Origin of the sequence: Prevotella melaninogenica (genome assembly GCF_013267595.1) — a bacterium.
Classification (GTDB): domain Bacteria; phylum Bacteroidota; class Bacteroidia; order Bacteroidales; family Bacteroidaceae; genus Prevotella; species Prevotella melaninogenica_D.
Map to the genome: position 1 here is coordinate 872,703 of NZ_CP054011.1, position 17,918 is coordinate 890,620.

16 protein-coding genes are annotated in these 17,918 nt (G+C 40.4%); 4 read left to right on the forward strand and 12 right to left on the reverse strand.

What is annotated here, in order from left to right; all coding sequences use genetic code 11:
• Nucleotides 1–209: 209 nt before the first annotated feature.
• Together recJ and FIU21_RS08835 are read left to right on the forward strand one after the other, a co-directional pair.
• On the forward strand, nt 210–1,934 hold the full coding sequence (recJ, locus tag FIU21_RS08830; RefSeq protein WP_004360152.1) for a single-stranded-DNA-specific exonuclease RecJ: 1,725 nt from the start codon (nt 210–212) through the stop codon (nt 1,932–1,934).
• A gap of 182 nt (nt 1,935–2,116) precedes the next feature.
• The gene (locus FIU21_RS08835) at nt 2,117–4,009 is read left to right on the forward strand and encodes a RecQ family ATP-dependent DNA helicase (RefSeq protein ID WP_004360150.1); all 1,893 of its coding nucleotides are present in this window, start codon (nt 2,117–2,119) and stop codon (nt 4,007–4,009) included.
• A gap of 294 nt (nt 4,010–4,303) precedes the next feature.
• Here the strand turns inward: FIU21_RS08835 and FIU21_RS08840 are convergent, their stop codons facing one another.
• The 12 genes from FIU21_RS08840 to FIU21_RS08895 all read right to left on the reverse strand — a co-directional run bounded on the left by FIU21_RS08840 (nt 4,304) and on the right by FIU21_RS08895 (nt 15,189).
• On the reverse strand, nt 4,304–5,068 hold the full coding sequence (locus FIU21_RS08840; protein WP_004360148.1) for an acyl-[acyl-carrier-protein] thioesterase: 765 nt from the start codon (nt 5,066–5,068) through the stop codon (nt 4,304–4,306).
• Between the two features lie 240 nt (nt 5,069–5,308).
• Entirely contained in the window at nt 5,309–6,457 is a 1,149-nt protein-coding gene (locus tag FIU21_RS08845; protein WP_004360146.1) for an OmpA family protein, read from the reverse strand.
• 678 nt (nt 6,458–7,135) lie between these two features.
• Nucleotides 7,136–7,678: a 2-oxoacid:ferredoxin oxidoreductase subunit gamma family protein gene (locus FIU21_RS08850; protein WP_004360144.1), complete on the reverse strand. Its 543-nt coding sequence runs from the start codon at nt 7,676–7,678 to the stop codon at nt 7,136–7,138.
• 29 nt (nt 7,679–7,707) lie between these two features.
• The gene (locus FIU21_RS08855) at nt 7,708–8,475 is read right to left on the reverse strand and encodes a thiamine pyrophosphate-dependent enzyme (RefSeq protein ID WP_004360138.1); all 768 of its coding nucleotides are present in this window, start codon (nt 8,473–8,475) and stop codon (nt 7,708–7,710) included.
• Nucleotides 8,476–8,493: 18 nt separating this feature from the next.
• Nucleotides 8,494–9,579, reverse strand: coding sequence for a 3-methyl-2-oxobutanoate dehydrogenase subunit VorB (locus tag FIU21_RS08860; protein WP_004360127.1), 1,086 nt, complete (start codon nt 9,577–9,579; stop codon nt 8,494–8,496).
• 2 nt (nt 9,580–9,581) lie between these two features.
• On the reverse strand, nt 9,582–9,815 hold the full coding sequence (locus FIU21_RS08865; protein ID WP_004360126.1) for a 4Fe-4S dicluster domain-containing protein: 234 nt from the start codon (nt 9,813–9,815) through the stop codon (nt 9,582–9,584).
• 12 nt (nt 9,816–9,827) lie between these two features.
• Complete coding sequence (locus FIU21_RS08870) at nt 9,828–10,007, reverse strand: tetratricopeptide repeat protein (RefSeq protein ID WP_004360124.1); 180 nt, start codon at nt 10,005–10,007, stop codon at nt 9,828–9,830.
• On the reverse strand, nt 10,008–10,892 hold the full coding sequence (gene folD / locus FIU21_RS08875) for a bifunctional methylenetetrahydrofolate dehydrogenase/methenyltetrahydrofolate cyclohydrolase FolD (RefSeq protein WP_004360121.1): 885 nt from the start codon (nt 10,890–10,892) through the stop codon (nt 10,008–10,010).
• Between the two features lie 32 nt (nt 10,893–10,924).
• On the reverse strand, nt 10,925–12,277 hold the full coding sequence (gene ffh, locus FIU21_RS08880) for a signal recognition particle protein (RefSeq protein ID WP_004360120.1): 1,353 nt from the start codon (nt 12,275–12,277) through the stop codon (nt 10,925–10,927).
• 707 nt (nt 12,278–12,984) lie between these two features.
• The gene (locus tag FIU21_RS08885) at nt 12,985–13,371 is read right to left on the reverse strand and encodes a hypothetical protein (protein WP_036886200.1); all 387 of its coding nucleotides are present in this window, start codon (nt 13,369–13,371) and stop codon (nt 12,985–12,987) included.
• A gap of 15 nt (nt 13,372–13,386) precedes the next feature.
• Nucleotides 13,387–14,295 (reverse strand): dihydroorotate dehydrogenase, encoded by a 909-nt coding sequence (locus FIU21_RS08890; protein WP_004360119.1) that lies wholly within the window; start codon nt 14,293–14,295, stop codon nt 13,387–13,389.
• 117 nt (nt 14,296–14,412) lie between these two features.
• Nucleotides 14,413–15,189, reverse strand: a complete 777-nt coding sequence (locus FIU21_RS08895) for a dihydroorotate dehydrogenase electron transfer subunit (RefSeq protein ID WP_004360118.1) — start codon at nt 15,187–15,189, stop codon at nt 14,413–14,415.
• A 772-nt stretch (nt 15,190–15,961) separates the two neighbouring features.
• Here FIU21_RS08895 and FIU21_RS08900 point away from each other — a divergent pair.
• Both FIU21_RS08900 and FIU21_RS08905 read left to right on the forward strand, forming a co-directional pair.
• Nucleotides 15,962–16,798, forward strand: coding sequence for a YwqG family protein (locus tag FIU21_RS08900; RefSeq protein WP_036886198.1), 837 nt, complete (start codon nt 15,962–15,964; stop codon nt 16,796–16,798).
• A gap of 287 nt (nt 16,799–17,085) precedes the next feature.
• Entirely contained in the window at nt 17,086–17,499 is a 414-nt protein-coding gene (locus tag FIU21_RS08905; protein ID WP_004360116.1) for a hypothetical protein, read from the forward strand.
• Nucleotides 17,500–17,918: the final 419 nt, after the last annotated feature.

Below are 17,918 nucleotides of genomic sequence, written 5' to 3' on the forward strand. Positions count from 1 at the left end.
CCTTTCTGACATCATCATTTCAACAATCTATAAATCATAAACAATCCCGCTCTAATGATTTGGAGCGGGATTGTTGTTGTATTATCAATTGGGCTAATTAGGCTAATGGGGCTAATATCATAAAAAACAGAACCAAATAATACGCCACATAACATACTCATTTGCCATTTTTTTTGTACCTTTACGGACAGAAATAAAAACAATTTAAAATGCAATTTAAATGGAACTACACTCCACCTGCAGATACTCAGGTCAATGCGGCTAAAGACTTAGGGGAGAAATTGGGGATTAGTCCCATTCTCGCTTCGCTGCTCATTCGTCGTGGTATAACGACGGAGAGTGCGGCTAAACGGTTCTTCCGCCCACAATTAGCAGACCTCATCAATCCTTTCTTAATGAAGGATATGGATGCTGCTGTTGATCGACTCAATGATGCTATGGGTCATAAGGAGCGCATTCTTGTCTACGGAGACTATGACGTAGACGGCTGTACGGCTGTAGCGTTGGTGTATAAATTCTTACGCCAGTTCTATTCAAATATCGACTACTACATTCCCGATCGTTATGACGAAGGATATGGAGTTAGTAAGAAAGGAATAGACTTTGCTAAAGAGACAGGAGTAAAACTTATCATCATCCTCGATTGTGGAATCAAAGCAATTGAAGAGATAACCTATGCTAAAGAGCAAGGAATAGACTTCATCATCTGTGACCATCATGTTCCTGACGAGGTAATGCCGCCCGCTGTGGCAATCCTTAACCCTAAACGACCAGACGACTCTTATCCTTTTAAAAACCTTTGCGGATGCGGTGTAGGCTTTAAGTTCATGCAGGCATTTGCAAAGAACAATAATATTCCGTTCTCTCGTCTCGTTCCCCTACTCGACTTCTGTGCTGTCAGCATTGCAGCAGATTTGGTTCCTGTGGTGGATGAGAACCGTATTCTTACCTTCCACGGACTAAAGCAGTTGAATCAAAATCCAAGCCTTGGACTGAAAGCTATTGTAGATATTTGCGGTCTGAATAGTCGTGAGTTGTCAATGAGCGATATTATCTTCAAGATTGGACCACGTATCAACGCCAGCGGACGTATGGAGAATGGTAAGAAGAGTGTTGACTTACTTGTTGAAAGAGAATACAGTTTAGCTCTCGATCAAGCAAAGCATATTGACGAATACAACGAACAGCGAAAGGATGTAGACCGTCAGATGACAGAAGAAGCTAACCAGATTGTGGCTCGCTTGGAAAGTCAGAAGCATCAGTCGAGCATTGTTCTCTATGATGAGCATTGGAAAAAAGGTGTCATAGGAATCGTAGCCTCTCGCCTGACAGAAATCTATTTCCGTCCGACAGTAGTCTTGACACGTGACGAGAACCTTGCAACAGGCTCTGCACGTAGCGTAGCGGGATTTGACGTATATGCAGCTATTAAGAGCTGTCGTGACCTCTTATTAAACTTCGGTGGACACACTTATGCTGCTGGACTAACCATGAAGTGGGCAGATGTAAAGGAGTTTCGTAAACGATTCCAAGCATATGTGGAAGAGCATATTGAACCAGAACAACGTGAAGCGATCTTGGATATTGATGCTGTTATTGACTTTAAGGATATCACAAAGAAACTGCATACTGATTTGAAACGCTTCGCACCATTTGGTCCTGGAAACCCAAAGCCTCTCTTCTGTACGTTAGATGTCTACGATTTCGGAACCAGCAAGGTTGTTGGACGTGAGCAAGAGCATATCAAGTTAGAACTGGTCGATTCTAAATCCAATAACGTAATGAATGGTATAGCCTTTGGACAGAGTGCCTCTGCCCGCTATATCAAGTCGAAACGCTCGTTTGACATAGCATACACCATTGAGGATAATGTCTTTAAGCGTGGAGCAGTACAATTACAGATAGAGGATATTAGACCAACTGAGGAGTCTTGACGGTTGATTGAATTTTATTAGTAGTACTCGAACGAATAGGCTTCCTTCAAGTCCTAAAGTTCAAAGTTCAAACCTCAAAGTTCAAACCTCAAAGTTCAAACCTCAAAGTTCAAACCTCAAAGTTCAAACCTCAAAGTTCAAACCTCAAAGTTCAAACCTCAAAGTTCAAACCTCAAAGTCTAATGTCCTACCTTGACATTCTTCATCAATATTGGGGCTATCCTGACTTTCGCGGTATACAGAAAGATATTATCGAAAGTATCGGTTCAGGAAAGGATACCTTAGGACTAATGCCAACAGGAGGAGGAAAGTCTCTCACCTTCCAAGTGCCAGCATTAGCCCAAGAGGGAGTATGCTTAGTCATTACTCCTCTTATTGCATTAATGAAGGATCAGGTTGACCATCTTCGTCATCAAGGGATCACGGCTGCTGCGATTTATTCAGGTATGCGCCATGATGACATCATTACTACTTTAGAGAACTGTACCTTTGGAGGGATAAAACTACTTTATATTTCTCCTGAGCGTATAGGTTCTGATATCTTTCAGGCTAAATTAAGACATATAAAAGTGAGTTTCATCACTGTTGATGAAGCCCACTGTATCAGCCAATGGGGATACGACTTTCGACCTTCTTACCTGCAGATTGCAGACATTCGAAAGTTAGTTCCCAATGCACCTATCCTCGCTTTAACAGCAACTGCCACACCAGAAGTTGTTGATGATATCCAAGACCGTTTAGGTTTTAAAGAGAAGAATGTCTTCCGAATGAGCTTTGAGCGTAAGAACTTAGCTTATGTCGTACGCCAGACTGAGGACAAAGAGGCAGAGATGGTACATATCCTGCAATCTATACCCAAGACAGCTATCGTCTATTGCCATAGCAGAAAACGCACGAAGGAGATTGCACAAATGCTCACAGAACAGGGGATTTCAGCTACATGGTATCATGCAGGCTTAGAACCTGGTGTCAAAGACCAACGCCAAAATGACTGGCAGAATGACAAGATACGTGTTATGGTTGCTACAAATGCTTTTGGTATGGGTATCGACAAACCTAATGTACGTGTGGTTATTCATATCGATAGTCCAAGTTCCTTGGAGGCTTACTTCCAAGAGGCGGGACGTGCGGGACGTGATGGCAATAAGGCATATGCTGTACTCCTTTATAATGGGCACGACAACCGTACGTTGCAAAAACGCATTGAAGATACCTTCCCTCCTAAAGACTATATCCAGACAGTATACGAACACTTAGCCTACTTCTATCAGATAGGTGTTGGAAGTGGCTATGGATGTATCTTCGAGTTTCCTATTGACAAGTTCTGCAACACCTTTAAACATTTTCCAATACGTGTAAATGCTGCGCTAACAATTCTTCAACGAGCTGGCTATATTGATTATGAGCAGAATCCAGACACTAAGGCACGTGTTCGTTTCCTGTTGAATAGAGATGACCTCTACCGACTGGACTCACTTACTGACAAGGAGAATGATGTCGTCACTGCCCTACTCCGTAACTATGGCGGTTTATTTTCTGACAGTGGATATATTGATGAAAGCTATATTGCACAAGAAGCTGGACTCGACAGAAACCAAACCTATATGGTATTGGTTAATCTAAGCAAGAAGCGTATTATCAACTTCATTCTACGTAAGAACACACCACTAATCAGCTACACACAAGACCGTGTTGATGGTGTTGACGTTATCCTTAACAAGAGTGTGTATGAGGACAGAAAGGAGCAATTCATAAAGCGTATCAATTCTGTTATTAATTATGCACAGAATGAACGAGTATGTCGCAGCAGACAACTACTATCTTACTTCGGGGAAACGAAGTCAAAAGACTGTGAGCAATGTGATGTCTGCCTTTCACATACCAAAGAGGATGATACGGACGAGAAAGAGCTTATCAGAGAACAGCTACTAACTTTCTTAGCAGATGGCCAAAAACACCCTATAACAGAGATTCGACAATTAAATGACGACTGGGATCTTGTACAACAAGTAATGCGAGAAATGGTTTTGGAAGAGGAAATCCTTATGGATGGAAGTTTCTTACTTCTACCCTAAACTAATTTTATTCTTTCAAAGACAGATATCATGATTATTAAAATATTCATCAACTCATTAAAGTTTGAACTGATCAAGCTTATAACAAGAACAGAAACACTACACTTCTAACAAGTTTATTTTAAATTACGTTTGCTGTCATTTTAACATATAGAGATAACTCATTATAAAACAAGTAATTATACATCTATAATAAGTGACACGAGTGACAGCAACTCTTAAAGCCAAATTTTATTAGATTACAACACGTATAATTCTGTACTGTAGGTATTGTTTCCTAACGACCAATACGAGTTAAACAAATTGTACCCTACAACGACACACTTCCGTCTCTTCTCTTTCCACATTACTCTTTGTTATTCTTACATTGAAGTCGGTCTCCGTTTCTCGCTGCTCCCGATAGAAGTGAAGTTTATCACCTTGATGTGATTCAGCAACATAAGCTATCTCAAAACGTTTGATACGATGTTGCTTATACCAAGCCACGTCCCACAAGTCTAACATATGCTCGATATATTTGACTGAGTTAATATGTCCATTGATATCAACATCATTATAATAAGTGTCTATTGAACGAACAGGAGTGGCATCAGCAGACATCTTCACACGTGATGACTTCTCTATTGGACAAGAATATTCTGTTTCTATATACTCGGTTATCAAACCACCGCGAACAGCAAGAATGTCTGCAGGCTGACGTGTGTCAAGGTCTATCATTGCCCAGACACTCTTACCATAGCCATAAACATGCCCTGTCTCACCAATAACCTTAAAGTTACGGCTTGTAAAGGATTTCAAAGCACTATCGACCCAAGTCTCTACAAAGAACTTATCATATGCCTTCGGCATTTCTTCCATCTCAATAGCCAAGCGGCTCAACACCCATGTCTTATTAACTGTATTGAGATAGTTCATACCATAACCGCGGTCGTTGCTATGAAAATCGGCTGCATTCAACATATGATTGCCTAAATGCCCCATAAATAAATGGTTAGAGAAGTCGCAATGAAACGGCTCCGCCAAAAACTCATATCTACCTATCTTTGATAACTTTTCCATATAACTCTTTTTACACTAACAAGTTATTACAAGCAGTTATACCACTTTGCTTATTTTATATAACGGAGAATCAGTAAGATTATTCTATTATTTGCAAGGAAAACTCAAATGTCATCCTTATTAATAAACCTTATTAAGAAAAACTACACATAGAAAGAAAACAAAAGAGGATGCACCTAAAAGATGCATCCCCAATATTTATTGTTCGAAGGATAACCCTTCTTAACCTATTCGGTTAGATTACTTTACGTAAACAACTGCAAGACGGTTAGAAGTTACACCCTGTACACCCTTACCAGTTGCCTCGTCAACGATAACACCACGACCCTTGAGGTAGTTAGCAACTACGTCAGCACGAGCCTGTGAGAGACGATCGTTAAGTTCCTTAGAACCCTCTGGAGAAGCTGTACCAACAACCTGAACGTGAACACCCTCCTTAACGTTGTTAAGAGCAGCCTTAGCGTCGTTTGTAAGAGCAGACTTACCCTGAGCGAATGTTACGAATACGAGGTCAGATACGGTGAACTCCTTAACCTTAACAGAAGGAACTTCCTTAACTACCTCCTTAGTGATAACCTCTGGCTTACGGTTGCGGAGCTCGTTGATCTGAGCGTTCAAAGCATCGATCTCAGCCTGGTCACGTGGAGTAACGATTGTGAAGTTGTGTGTACCGTTAGAGTTAGCAAACTTGTAAATGAAACCAGCGTTCAACTGAACAAATGAGTTGTTGATGTTGTAAGCTGGCTGACCTGCCTGTGAAGCTGCCTTGTAACCATACTCCTGATGATCAGCTAAAGCTACTGGAGCCAAAGCATTACCAGTTGCAACAAGTTCCTTGCTCTTTGACTGACCCAAGAATGCGAAGTTAATAGAAGGCTCTACATAGAACTGGAACTGCTTTGCTGAACCAAAGTTGAAAGCAAAGTCAAGAGCAGCCTTAGAAGTCATACGATTACGCTGATTCTCAGTAGCAGCCTTAACAAGCTTGTTGTTTGTAAATACGTGCATCCAACCAAGACCATAGAGTGCGCTAACCTCGAATGTACGTGGCTCACCCTTGTAACCACCGAACCAGTTGCTAAGGTTTACAGTACCGAGCAAGCTTGCGTTAGTAGCGCGAACTACTGTACCTGTAGAACCCCAAGGCTTGTTTGAGAAGTATGCGTTACCCTCTACAGCAAGACCGAATACTGGAGTGAAGTAACGACCGATACGGATACCAGCGTTTGGATCGAGGTCGCTCAACCACTTATGACCAGTTGTCTTTGTTGCAACACCACCGTTAATACCAACGTAGATGTTATCAAATGTCTTGCTCTCTGCTACTGTCTGAGCAGAAACAGATGCTGCCATAGAAGCAGCAGCCAACATTAAAACTAACTTTTTCATTGTTTTCTCTGAATTAATTAATATTTGTAAAATCTATAATGTCAATGTTTTAAACTCGGTGCAAAGTAATAAAAAAATAATGAAACAACCAAATTTTTTAGAGGAAAAATCTGCACAGCACCCTATATTATGAGCAAAAGCAACCACAAAGAAGGAAATAAAGAACAATGTTTATATTTTTTTCGACTTAATAACACAATAATATATAAGGAAATAAAGCAAAACTGAGCCTTGTAGGGACTTTCTTCTGCGCTATTTATAGAGTTATTGTTGCCCTATAAAGATTAAATTGCATATCCTTTCTCATTAAGGAACAGCTTTGAAATAGATAACATTTGGTTACCTTTTATAAAAGTAAGAAAACATATCATATAAATTAGCTTGTTTGTTACGACCGAACACCTCTTTTTAATAAAAAGCAAATGAGCCTGCCCTCTATCTTATATAGCAAGCAACTTAATGCTCAGCACAATTCGTGTTTACCATCAGCACGACATGTGCGAAGCAATAACACCACACGTGCGAAGCAATAATACGTTGAAATGCCATTACCTATAAGCAAAGAAAAAAGGGACCCGTAGCATCACTGCTTAGGTCCCTTTAACAAATTAGAGAGTTATAAAAAATCAGGTTCACTTTCATCATTACCACAGAGGATTCTGCGGTAATGCGATTCGATTACTGCTGAGCAATAATCTTCATACCCTCCTCCACTGCTTCCATATTCAGTGGAATGAGTTTATGATGGCGTTCTGGCAGGCTCTTGAAGAGCGCCTTCTTGAGTCCATCAGTGCTGACTACAGGACAAACCTTAAGCAGACCACCTAAGACAATCATATTAAACACCTTTGCATTCTTCATCTCAGCAGCCTTATCCATTGCATTGATGCGATAGACTGTGATGTCCTTACGAGTAGGTGGATTGAAGACTCCATAACCATCATAGATAAGTAAACCGCCTGGCTTAACTTTTGGTTCGAACTTATCCAATGAAGGCTGGTTCAAAACAATCGCTACATCATACTTGCTGAGAATAGGAGAAGAGATACGGTCATCGCTTATAATAACAGTAACATTGGCTGTACCACCACGCTGTTCTGGACCATAAGCTGGCATCCATGTTATCTCCTTATCTTCCATTAGTCCCGAATAAGCCAGAATCTTACCCATAGAGAGTACGCCCTGACCACCGAAGCCACTAATTATTATCTCTTTTTTCATATTACACCTTAATTTATATGGGAGACGACTTAAAGACCTGTAGTGTCTTTCAAATCTCCCTTTTCATATTCAGGGAACATATTCTCGCGCATCCACTCGTTGGCTTTTACAGGAGTAAGTTTCCAACCACTATTACAGGTTGCAACAATCTCTACTAACGAGCTTCCCTTTCCTTGCATACTTGCTTCAAACGCTTTGCGTATAGCACGCTTTGCTTTATTGATTGAAGCAACGGTGTCAACACTCTGACGAGTAACATAGCAGGTTCCTTTCAGATGACTTGCCAACTCCGTAATGTTCAGATTATAGCCATGCAATTCTGGCTCACGACCGTATGGACAAGTTGCTGTCTTCTGACCCATAAGCGTTGTAGGCGCCATCTGTCCACCTGTCATACCATAAATGGCATTATTAATAAAGATGATAGAAATATTCTCACCACGGTTCAAAGCATGGATTGTCTCTGCTGTACCAATACAAGCAAGGTCGCCATCACCTTGATAAGTGAAGACCAAACGGTCTTCCCAAAGGCGCTTAATACCCGTTGCTACAGCCGGAGCACGACCATGAGGAGCCTCCTGCCAGTCGATATCAAGATAGCGATAAGCAAACACGGCACAGCCAACAGGGCATACACCAATCGCCTTATCACTCATTCCCATCTCTTCGATTACTTCTGCAACTAATTTATGAACCACACCATGTGAACAACCCGGACAATAGTGCATTGTCGTATCGTTCATCAAAGTAGGCTTCTTATACACCAGATTCTCAGGTGAAATGATATCATTTGCCATAATATACGTCCTCCCTTCTTACTTTACTAACTTTTCCTTGAGTGCCTTAACAATCTCTTCAGGGTCAGGAACGATACCACCTAAGCGACCAAAATGTTCTACTGGTAAAGCTCCGTTGATAGCCAAACGAACATCCTGTACCATCTGACCAGCATTAATTTCGCTTACCAACACACCCTTCTTCCCCATGCACAGTTCGGCAAGTTGCTTGCTTGGGAAAGGCCATAAAGTGATTGGACGGAACAAACCGACCTTTAATCCTGCCTCACGAGCTAACTCAACAGCCTTCTCACCGATACGTGCAGCACTACCGAAACTAACGATAATATAATCTGCATCTTCGCACTGCTGGGTCTCAAAGCGTACCTCATTCTCACGAATCTGACGATACTTCTCCTGTAAGTGGAGGTTTCTTTCTTCCATTATCTCTGGCTTCAATTCCAAAGAGGTAATGATATTAGGATTGCGATCAGCTGTATGACCCATTGAAGCCCAAGGACACTCCTTACGGATTTCCTCCTCTGTACGACGTGGTTTCTGTGGAGGAAGGACAACCTTCTCCATCATCTGACCAATCACACCGTCAGAAAGAATCATTGCAGGGTTACGATACTTGAATGCTAACTCGAAAGCCAAGTCAACAAAATCAGCCATCTCCTGTACAGAATTTGGCGCCAATACAATCACATTGTAATCACCATTACCACCTCCACGTGTTGCTTGGAAGTAGTCACTCTGACTTGGCTGGATAGTTCCAAGACCTGGACCACCACGCTGAACGTTAACAAAGACGCCTGGAAGTTCTGCACCAGCCATATAGCTGATACCCTCCTGCATCAAAGCTACACCAGGTGATGAGGAACTTGTCAGCACACGCTTACCAGCGCCAGCACCACCATAAATCATATTGATAGAAGCCACCTCGCTCTCAGCCTGAAGAACAACCATACCCGTTGTCTCCCATGGCTTCAATGCTGCAAGTGTCTCAATTATCTCACTCTGAGGAGTGATAGGGTAACCGAAATAGCCATCAGTACCGCAGCGTATAGCTGCATGAGCGATAGCCTCATTACCCTTCATTAGTTTTACATCTTGTTCTGCCATAATTATTCCTCCACTTTTTTACGATAGACTGTGATACAGCCATCAGGACAAACCGTAGCACAAGCAGCACAACCAATGCAATCATCTGGTCGTGCAGACTCTGTATACGGATAGCCGTGGACATTTACCTTTTTCTGAGCCAATGCAATAACATCTTTCGGACACGCAACGATACACAACTGGCATCCTTTGCATCGATCTGTGTTTACTACAATGGCACCTTTCATCTTGCTCATAGTTTTTGTATTTTAAGGATTATACGCATCCTTGTTATAGAAGTTGAGAATATTCTCCACCATCTCTTTTGCGATTACTGCTGGAGAATTAGGGTCCAACTCGATAGCCTCCATATAATTAGCTAAGGCCTCTTGCCAGTCGCCTCTCTGTCGGCACTCATTACCTCGTTGGAAATATTCTTCTGCTGTCATCTACTTATAATATTCTTTCTTGCCTGCAGCAAGTGTATTTTTCATCAGTGAACAGATGGTCATTGGACCAACACCACCTGGGACAGGCGTAATGAAAGAGCAGTGAGGAGCAACCTCATCAAATTTCACGTCACCACATAGTCTGAAGCCGCTCTTGCGTGTCTTGTCTTCAACACGTGTCGTACCGACGTCAATAACCACTGCACCTGGCCTCACCATATCAGCTGTTACAAACTCTGGTCTACCAATAGCTGCGATAATGATATCTGCCTCCTGACACTCTTTCTTCAAATCCTTTGAACGAGAGTGACATACTGTTACAGTTGAATCGCCATACTGTTTTTGCATCATCAACTGCGCCATAGGCTTACCAACAATATTGCTACGACCTAAGATAACACACTTCTTACCAGAAGTCTCAATATGATAATGCTGCAACAAGGTGAGGATACCCAATGGAGTAGCCGAGATAAAGCAAGGTAGACCGATAGCCATACGACCCACATTGATAGGATGGAAACCATCCACGTCCTTGCGATAGTCAACAGCCATAATAATCTTCTGCTCATCGATATGCTTTGGCAAAGGAAGCTGAACAATGAAGCCATCAACGTCTTCATCCTTATTCAGCTTATCCACACAAGCCAAAAGCTCTTCTTCTGTCACATCAGCCTCAAAACGAATGAGCGTAGACTTGAACCCACATTGCTCACAAGCAATTACCTTATTCTTAACATAGGTTTCACTTCCGCCATCATGTCCCACCAAAACGGCAGCCAGATGAGGTTGTTTACCACCTGCGGCAACAATCGCCTTCACTTCTTCGGCAATCTCCTGCTTTATCGCAGTTGCTGTTGCCTTTCCGTCTATTAACTGATATTCCATAGTAATGATATTATTTGATGAATATGTGTCTTTTACATCTTCGGCATATTTGGCATTCCCGGCATACCCTTCATCTTGCTCATCATACCAGCCATCTTCGAGCCAGTAACCATCTTCATCATCTTACGAGTCTGGTCGAATTGCTTAATGAGTCGGTTCACCTCTTGTATATTGGTGCCGGAACCCTTAGCAATACGCTGACGACGAGAATTATTAAGCAATTCTGGATTCGTGCGCTCTTTCGGTGTCATACTCTGGATAATAGCCTCAATACCCTTGAAAGCATTATCGTCAATATCGACATCACGGATAGCCTTGCCTACTCCAGGAATCATAGAAGCGAGGTCCTTTAAGTTACCCATCTTCTTGATTTGCTGTATCTGATTATAGAAATCATTGAAATCAAACTGGTTCTTCTGAATCTTCTTCTGCAGACGCTTTGCTTCTTCCTCGTCGAACTGCTCCTGTGCACGCTCAACAAGCGAAACAACGTCACCCATACCCAAGATACGGTCTGCCATACGACCTGGATGGAACACATCAATAGCCTCCATCTTCTCGCCCGTACCAATGAACTTAATAGGCTTTGTAACGACTGTACGGATTGACAATGCCGCACCACCACGTGTATCACCATCAAGCTTTGTGAGAACAACACCATTGAAATCCAAACGATCATTGAACTCCTTAGCAGTGTTAACAGCATCCTGACCCGTCATTGAATCAACAACGAACAATGTCTCGTCAGGATGAACATGATTCTTGAGACTCTCAATCTCGTTCATCATCTCTTCATCAACCGCCAGACGTCCAGCTGTATCGATGATGACAATATCGTGACCCTTTGCCTTTGCCTCAGCAAGTGCGTGATCAGCAATCTCATTCACATTCTTGTTCTCAGGCTCGCTATAGACAGCTACACCTACCTGTTCACCAACAACCTTCAACTGGTCGATAGCTGCAGGACGATAGACGTCACAAGCAACCAACAAAGGATTCTTATGCTCCTTTGTCTTGAGCATGTTTGCCAGTTTACCAGAGAATGTTGTCTTACCAGAACCTTGTAAACCACTCATAAGAATGATAGAAGGACGACCTGATAAATTCAGACCGACAGCCTCACCACCCATCAACTCAGCCAACTCATCATGTACAATCTTAACCATGAGTTGTCCAGGCTTAACGGCTGTGAGTACATTCATACCTAATGCCTTTTGCTTTACGGTATCAGTAAAGGTTTTTGCAACTTTATAGTTAACATCGGCATCAAGAAGCGCTCTGCGCACGTCCTTCAGGGTTTCTGCTACATTTATCTCTGTAATCTTTCCCTCTCCCTTGAGAATCTTAAAGGAGCGTTCAAGACGATCACTTAAATTTTCAAACATTGCTTTTAAAAGTAAACTTACTATTTTCTTATTCTATCTTACAAAGATAATAAAAAGGAAAATAATACCGCAAGCGAACGACCTTTATTTTAATGTATTTTAAAACACAAACCTTATAATAATGCGCAAGTAAATATAGTTTGTGCAAAAAAATGTAAAATAAAACAGCCTCAACCCCTACTTTTCCATTATCACAAGGATATGTAAAAACAAAACGCATCAGAAACTCTTAGATTATTAGGTTGAAATTTAGCACTTAAATTTTCCACTTGAAGTTAGCATCTAAGTTATCCTAAAACCGAATGAATGATGTTACACTATTTACCCGCCCATCAATCGATGGCGAATTAAGACAAAACTTTGTAATGTTTTTTCACGGACTACTTCTTATTTGATGCTTATTTGGCTTCGAAAAGATGCCTAATTAGCTTGCAAAAGATGCTCTTTTGAGGTCTTACTAACACCCTTTTGAACCCGTACTAAGCACCTTTTCTTGCACAGCTTTATAACTAACTGATATAATAACAGTTACAAGCACCCAAAAAACAACTCTTTATATGCCTTTATAGAAGGATAAGAAGCCTTAAAGATGTAAACATTTTTCTAAGCAGGAAACAAAAAAGAAGTGCCGACATCACTCTCTGAAAAGAGGAAAACGATGTCGGCACTTCCCTATTAATCAAAATACTGAATTCATAAAACCTTGTTTATTCTACAACATTTATGAGCAGCAATAACAATATATTAGGAATAATCATCCAAGCAAAGAAAACAAACAAAAGCGTAGGCGGACTATCATAAATAGATCCCCGATAATGAGTCATTACACGACTATGATGTCCTCGCACCTGATATATATAATATACAATGATATACGATAAAAGTATAGGTACACTGATTACAGTTTTTTCTTTCCATCCAGTAAAATGAAGCAGTGTGATATTCAGCAAATTTAAGCAATACCCCAAAAGGAACATAATCCCTAAAGGTATTAGTAACACTCCATCAATACTACGACGCCCTGGGAAAAGCTGATGTAACCGCTCTCCAACAAAGTAAACCAAGTCGAAAAAATAAAACTTTCTCTTACCCATTCTTGCTTTAAAAGTCTATACAAGACAGTTGATGATTTCCGTAACCGACTTACAGCCATGACGGTCGAGCCAGTCATTAATACCATCACGCACCTTTATCGTAACCTGTGAGTCAATGAAATTCGCTGTTCCTATCTGAATTGCTGTTGCTCCTGCCATGAGGAATTCAATAGCATCTTCAGCAGTAGAAATACCACCCAAACCGATAATAGGTATCTTAACAGCCTTTGCAACATCATTAACCATTCGGACAGCTACAGGCTTTACAGCTGGTCCACTCAATCCTCCCGTACGAATACTCAACTTCGGACGACGATGCTCAATATCAATCGCCATTCCCATCAACGTGTTAATCAGTGATACCGAGTCAGCACCTTCATCTTCGCAGGCACGTGCAATGCTGGCAACATCTGTAACATTAGGTGAAAGCTTCACAATCATCGTCTTGTGATAATGCTGGCGCACAGCCTTCACGATAGAAGCAGCACCAGAACAGGTGACACCAAACGACATACCGCCTTCTTTCACGTTAGGGCATGAGATATTTACCTCGATAGCTGGAATACCTTCCAATGCATCAAGTTTCTCTGCGGTTTCTGCATACGATTCTGGCGAATTTCCACTCACATTGACAATCATATTCGTGTCGATATCCTTTATCTGAGGATAGATATGTTCGATGAAGTAGTCTACTCCCTTATTTTGCAAACCTACGCAGTTAAGCATTCCCTGAGGTGTTTCTACCATACGTGGATAGTCATTTCCCTCACGTGGTTCCAGTGTCGTACCCTTGACGATAATACCTCCAATTTCCTCTAATGGAACGAAATCAGCAAACTCCAAACCATAGCCAAAGGTGCCACTGGCTGTCATTACTGGATTCTTGAGCTGTAAGTCACTTATCTTTACACTTAAATCAGCCATATTATAATCATCTATTTTTACAAAACTATGTGATTGTATGCTTCCTCTTCCTATATAGTACTATTAATATAATAGGTATAATAAAAGGAAACTAAGCTTCAACCACTCTTTTCTGATTTATTCTCCCCACATCAATCTACGTGTATCGAAGACTGGGCCCTCTGTACAAACACAGAGATTTCCCCCTGTCGTTTTCTCTACACAGCACAGACAAGCACCAACACCGCACGCCATCATATTCTCTAACGATGCCTCGCAAGGAATTGATGCCTTATGAGCATAACGTGCCACTGCCATCATCATGGGCTTAGGGCCACATGTAGAAATACGGTCAAAACGCTCTGTGGACAGGATAGAGTGATTTGTGACAAACCCTTTCTCACCTGCAGAACCATCCTCTGTAGTGATACATACCTTTCCATACTTCTCGAAAAGCGATACCTCTGCTAAATCGGCTGCTGTACGAGCTCCCAACAAAAAGACAGGCAAACCACCAGCATCCTTTATCTGCTTACCGAAATAAAGCAACGGAGCAACGCCTACACCACCGCCTACAAGCAATACACGTTCTGACGAACGTGCCAAAGGTGCAAACGTATTACCCAAAGGAAGAACGCAGTTTAACCTATCGCCTTCACGCAGACGTGCAAGCGTACGCGTACCTTCTCCTACAGTTGCAACAAGCAGCCACAATTCATTACGCTCTTTATCAACAAAATTAATAGAAATAGGACGGCGAAGAAAGGTAGAAGGCGAGCCGTCCACTCTCACCTCTACAAACTGACCAGGCAGCATCTCTGGAAGCGGTTTCTCATCTGTCAGCTTAATAAGGACATTCCTTGCATTGACACGATCCACAGAAGATACCTTCAAGTCGAGGACATACTTCTTCATCTTTGCTTTGCTTTTTAAAACTATGCAAATATAGATAAAATATCCCGATTATAGACTGATTAAAGAAAAAAACAGAAAGAAATCCTTTCAAAATAAGAATTAGCAAGTTATTTATCCATCAAGGACTCAGGATATTTGTTGCTTTCAGACCATCAATATAACAAGAACGCCTGGCTTACAACATAGAAATGTATTTACCTGAAACTGTATGAGGAACTGCCTTATGCTTTCATCTACAAATTATTACGCTGAAATGAACTTATAAAAAAAATAATATGTATCTTTGTCCTGTCTCCTATTATAGGAGGAGTATTCACTTTATTTTTAACCTAAAGATAATAACACTTCTCTATGAGTAAGAATAAAAACTGATCTCAACTATGTGACAAACAGGATATTCAAGAATTCCTAAAGTCATTATAATGTTTAGTGAGTTTAATTTCCAAAAGGACACATATACCAATCATTCAGCTATCCTGAAATATGGTTTATAGGCAAGAGGGTCGAAAGTTTTATATACATGTTATAAATAGAGAATAAATGATGAAGAACGATAACAAAACGAAAAGAGAAGAAACTCTTATGATCTGAGAGCACCTCAAAATATCGAAGTTCGAGAAATCATATTTAAACTATTGGGGTAGATGCCTGTTCGGATTATCAAGGAAATTTAGAGTTGTCCAAACAATAGATCCCGTGCAGCCCATAGACTCTTTTATATTTATCAGAGTGATTTTAAAGAGGAATTATATTGGAAAAAACAGACAAAATTATGAAGGAAAAAATAGATGCCTTTGTGGCAGAATTTAAACAAGAAGCATTGCTTGATGCTATTCGGATAAAGTTATCTCCCAGTACGGCTCTGGAACTTACCCAGAGCAAGGTTGGAGGACTTTTCTACTTGCCCAAAACGGCAGAGATTCCAACCAACAGCAAGGGTGAGCAACTGCTGTTTCTGGCACAGATAAACTGTGAGGAACTGCCAGAGAATACCATCTATCCAGAGAAAGGGATTATGCAGTTTTGGATTTTTGGTGGCAATTATGATATGGGGAACGACTATGACAACCCTTGTTCTGATGAGAACAAGCGGGTAATTTATTATCCTATGATAGAAGAACATTATGGTTCAGGAGAGTTAGCGGCTATTTATAAGCCTCAGAGGGACGAGGACGAAGAACTGATTACTCCTATCTATATAGACAAACCTTTATCTATGTCATTTCAACTTGAAAAACAATGGAGAACAATATCAGATTACCGTTTTCAAGATGCCTTCATAGAAAAATGGAATGCATACTTCCCTGAAAAGCAGACACAGAACTTGTGGCAGTTAGACGAAGACCTTGCTGAACTTGTATATGAAATGCTGGATATCACAGAAAACACCCAGATTGGCGGATATGGTTATTTTACACAAACTGACCCACGTACCTACGATTCATTGTTTGAATATACAGAAATCCTATTTCAACTGGATTCGTATGAAGACAATAACGGATGCGAAATTATGTGGGGCGACTGCGGTGTAGGAAACTTCTTTGCGACAAAAGAACAACTGAAAAAGCTCGACTTCACGAATTGCCTGTATAATTGGGATTGTTGCTGATAGCTTTCTCTCGCTTATACGATAGCATAGGCGAGAGAAGTCCTTAACTTCAAATCAGTCATTAGAGATATCGGAGAGCAAAGTGTAATAAATTAGAATTGATTATTGAAAAAACATATCACTTATGTCATTATAATTACTACACATCTGCTTTTTCTGACAAAATGAAAGCAAAATTTTCTGATGTCCGATTTGGGCTAAATCCATTCATAGAACAATGAATATCATTTAGGTTGATACAAAGATTTGATTAAGCTGTATGTTTTCACACTAAAACAGAAAAGAATATGAAGATTATCAGGGATTTTGGTGAATATTTCAAGTATTCGCTTCACGATGCACACATCAACAGAATTGAACATAAACAAGACAATTTGGTTTTGTATTTTAATTATATTTTTTCGTATAATGGAAAAACAGAGCAAACCCATAAAGCAAAGATTATTTTTGAACATACAGATATTGATGACATCAATGTACTTGTGTTCAACAAAAGATGGTTAGATGATTTTCAAGGTAAATGTATCGATTTAGAGACATACCAAAAGAAATATAAGAACTATGAGTTTGAGGTTATTGACGAGAGTTATAACTGGGGAAAGGCTGTATATCAAGGCTGGCTTTGGGTACAAGAGACACCCGTATACTGCATAATGAATATATTTTTTAAGGGCAAAATGATATATGTAATTGATGAATAGATAGTTGCTTATCAAATAACTACACATCAGAAATGGAGAACAACATTTATGGTATGACTGATAACAAAGATAGTTTGCCCCTAATCACAGTTTTGTAGAAAAAAGGTGCTTTATTTCTTCAAGAAGAAACGTTGAGTACGCGCAAATAGTTAGCTGTCCATACACATTTAAGACAACAAAAGAACAGTTTATCCGTGTTTGATAACGTAAGTCCCTGAATAACAACTATTCGCAAACGTCACATTCTAATGACGGTCATTAGATATCATTTAACCTCGATAGGATAACTTATTCGTAGTTAATATCGTAAGACATTGACTATCAATCAGTATCAAACTTTATTTTCTAATAACTATTATTAGATATTATTCAAATTTTCTGTTTTAGTACCCAGAAGACTGATTTGAGACAAATAACTC

Excerpts from the sequence above, each read along its gene's own strand:
- recJ (WP_004360152.1), top strand. The coding sequence starts at position 210 with ATGCAATTTAAATGGAACTACACTCCACCTGCAGATACTCAGGTCAAT.
- FIU21_RS08835 (WP_004360150.1), top strand. The coding sequence starts at position 2,117 with ATGTCCTACCTTGACATTCTTCATCAATATTGGGGCTATCCTGACTTT.
- FIU21_RS08840 (WP_004360148.1), bottom strand. The coding sequence starts at position 5,068 with ATGGAAAAGTTATCAAAGATAGGTAGATATGAGTTTTTGGCGGAGCCG.
- FIU21_RS08845 (WP_004360146.1), bottom strand. The coding sequence starts at position 6,457 with ATGAAAAAGTTAGTTTTAATGTTGGCTGCTGCTTCTATGGCAGCATCT.
- FIU21_RS08850 (WP_004360144.1), bottom strand. The coding sequence starts at position 7,678 with ATGAAAAAAGAGATAATAATTAGTGGCTTCGGTGGTCAGGGCGTACTC.
- FIU21_RS08855 (WP_004360138.1), bottom strand. The coding sequence starts at position 8,475 with ATGGCAAATGATATCATTTCACCTGAGAATCTGGTGTATAAGAAGCCT.
- FIU21_RS08860 (WP_004360127.1), bottom strand. The coding sequence starts at position 9,579 with ATGGCAGAACAAGATGTAAAACTAATGAAGGGTAATGAGGCTATCGCT.
- FIU21_RS08865 (WP_004360126.1), bottom strand. The coding sequence starts at position 9,815 with ATGAGCAAGATGAAAGGTGCCATTGTAGTAAACACAGATCGATGCAAA.
- FIU21_RS08870 (WP_004360124.1), bottom strand. The coding sequence starts at position 10,007 with ATGACAGCAGAAGAATATTTCCAACGAGGTAATGAGTGCCGACAGAGA.
- folD (WP_004360121.1), bottom strand. The coding sequence starts at position 10,892 with ATGGAATATCAGTTAATAGACGGAAAGGCAACAGCAACTGCGATAAAG.
- ffh (WP_004360120.1), bottom strand. The coding sequence starts at position 12,277 with ATGTTTGAAAATTTAAGTGATCGTCTTGAACGCTCCTTTAAGATTCTC.
- FIU21_RS08885 (WP_036886200.1), bottom strand. The coding sequence starts at position 13,371 with ATGGGTAAGAGAAAGTTTTATTTTTTCGACTTGGTTTACTTTGTTGGA.
- FIU21_RS08890 (WP_004360119.1), bottom strand. The coding sequence starts at position 14,295 with ATGGCTGATTTAAGTGTAAAGATAAGTGACTTACAGCTCAAGAATCCA.
- FIU21_RS08895 (WP_004360118.1), bottom strand. The coding sequence starts at position 15,189 with ATGAAGAAGTATGTCCTCGACTTGAAGGTATCTTCTGTGGATCGTGTC.
- FIU21_RS08900 (WP_036886198.1), top strand. The coding sequence starts at position 15,962 with ATGAAGGAAAAAATAGATGCCTTTGTGGCAGAATTTAAACAAGAAGCA.
- FIU21_RS08905 (WP_004360116.1), top strand. The coding sequence starts at position 17,086 with ATGAAGATTATCAGGGATTTTGGTGAATATTTCAAGTATTCGCTTCAC.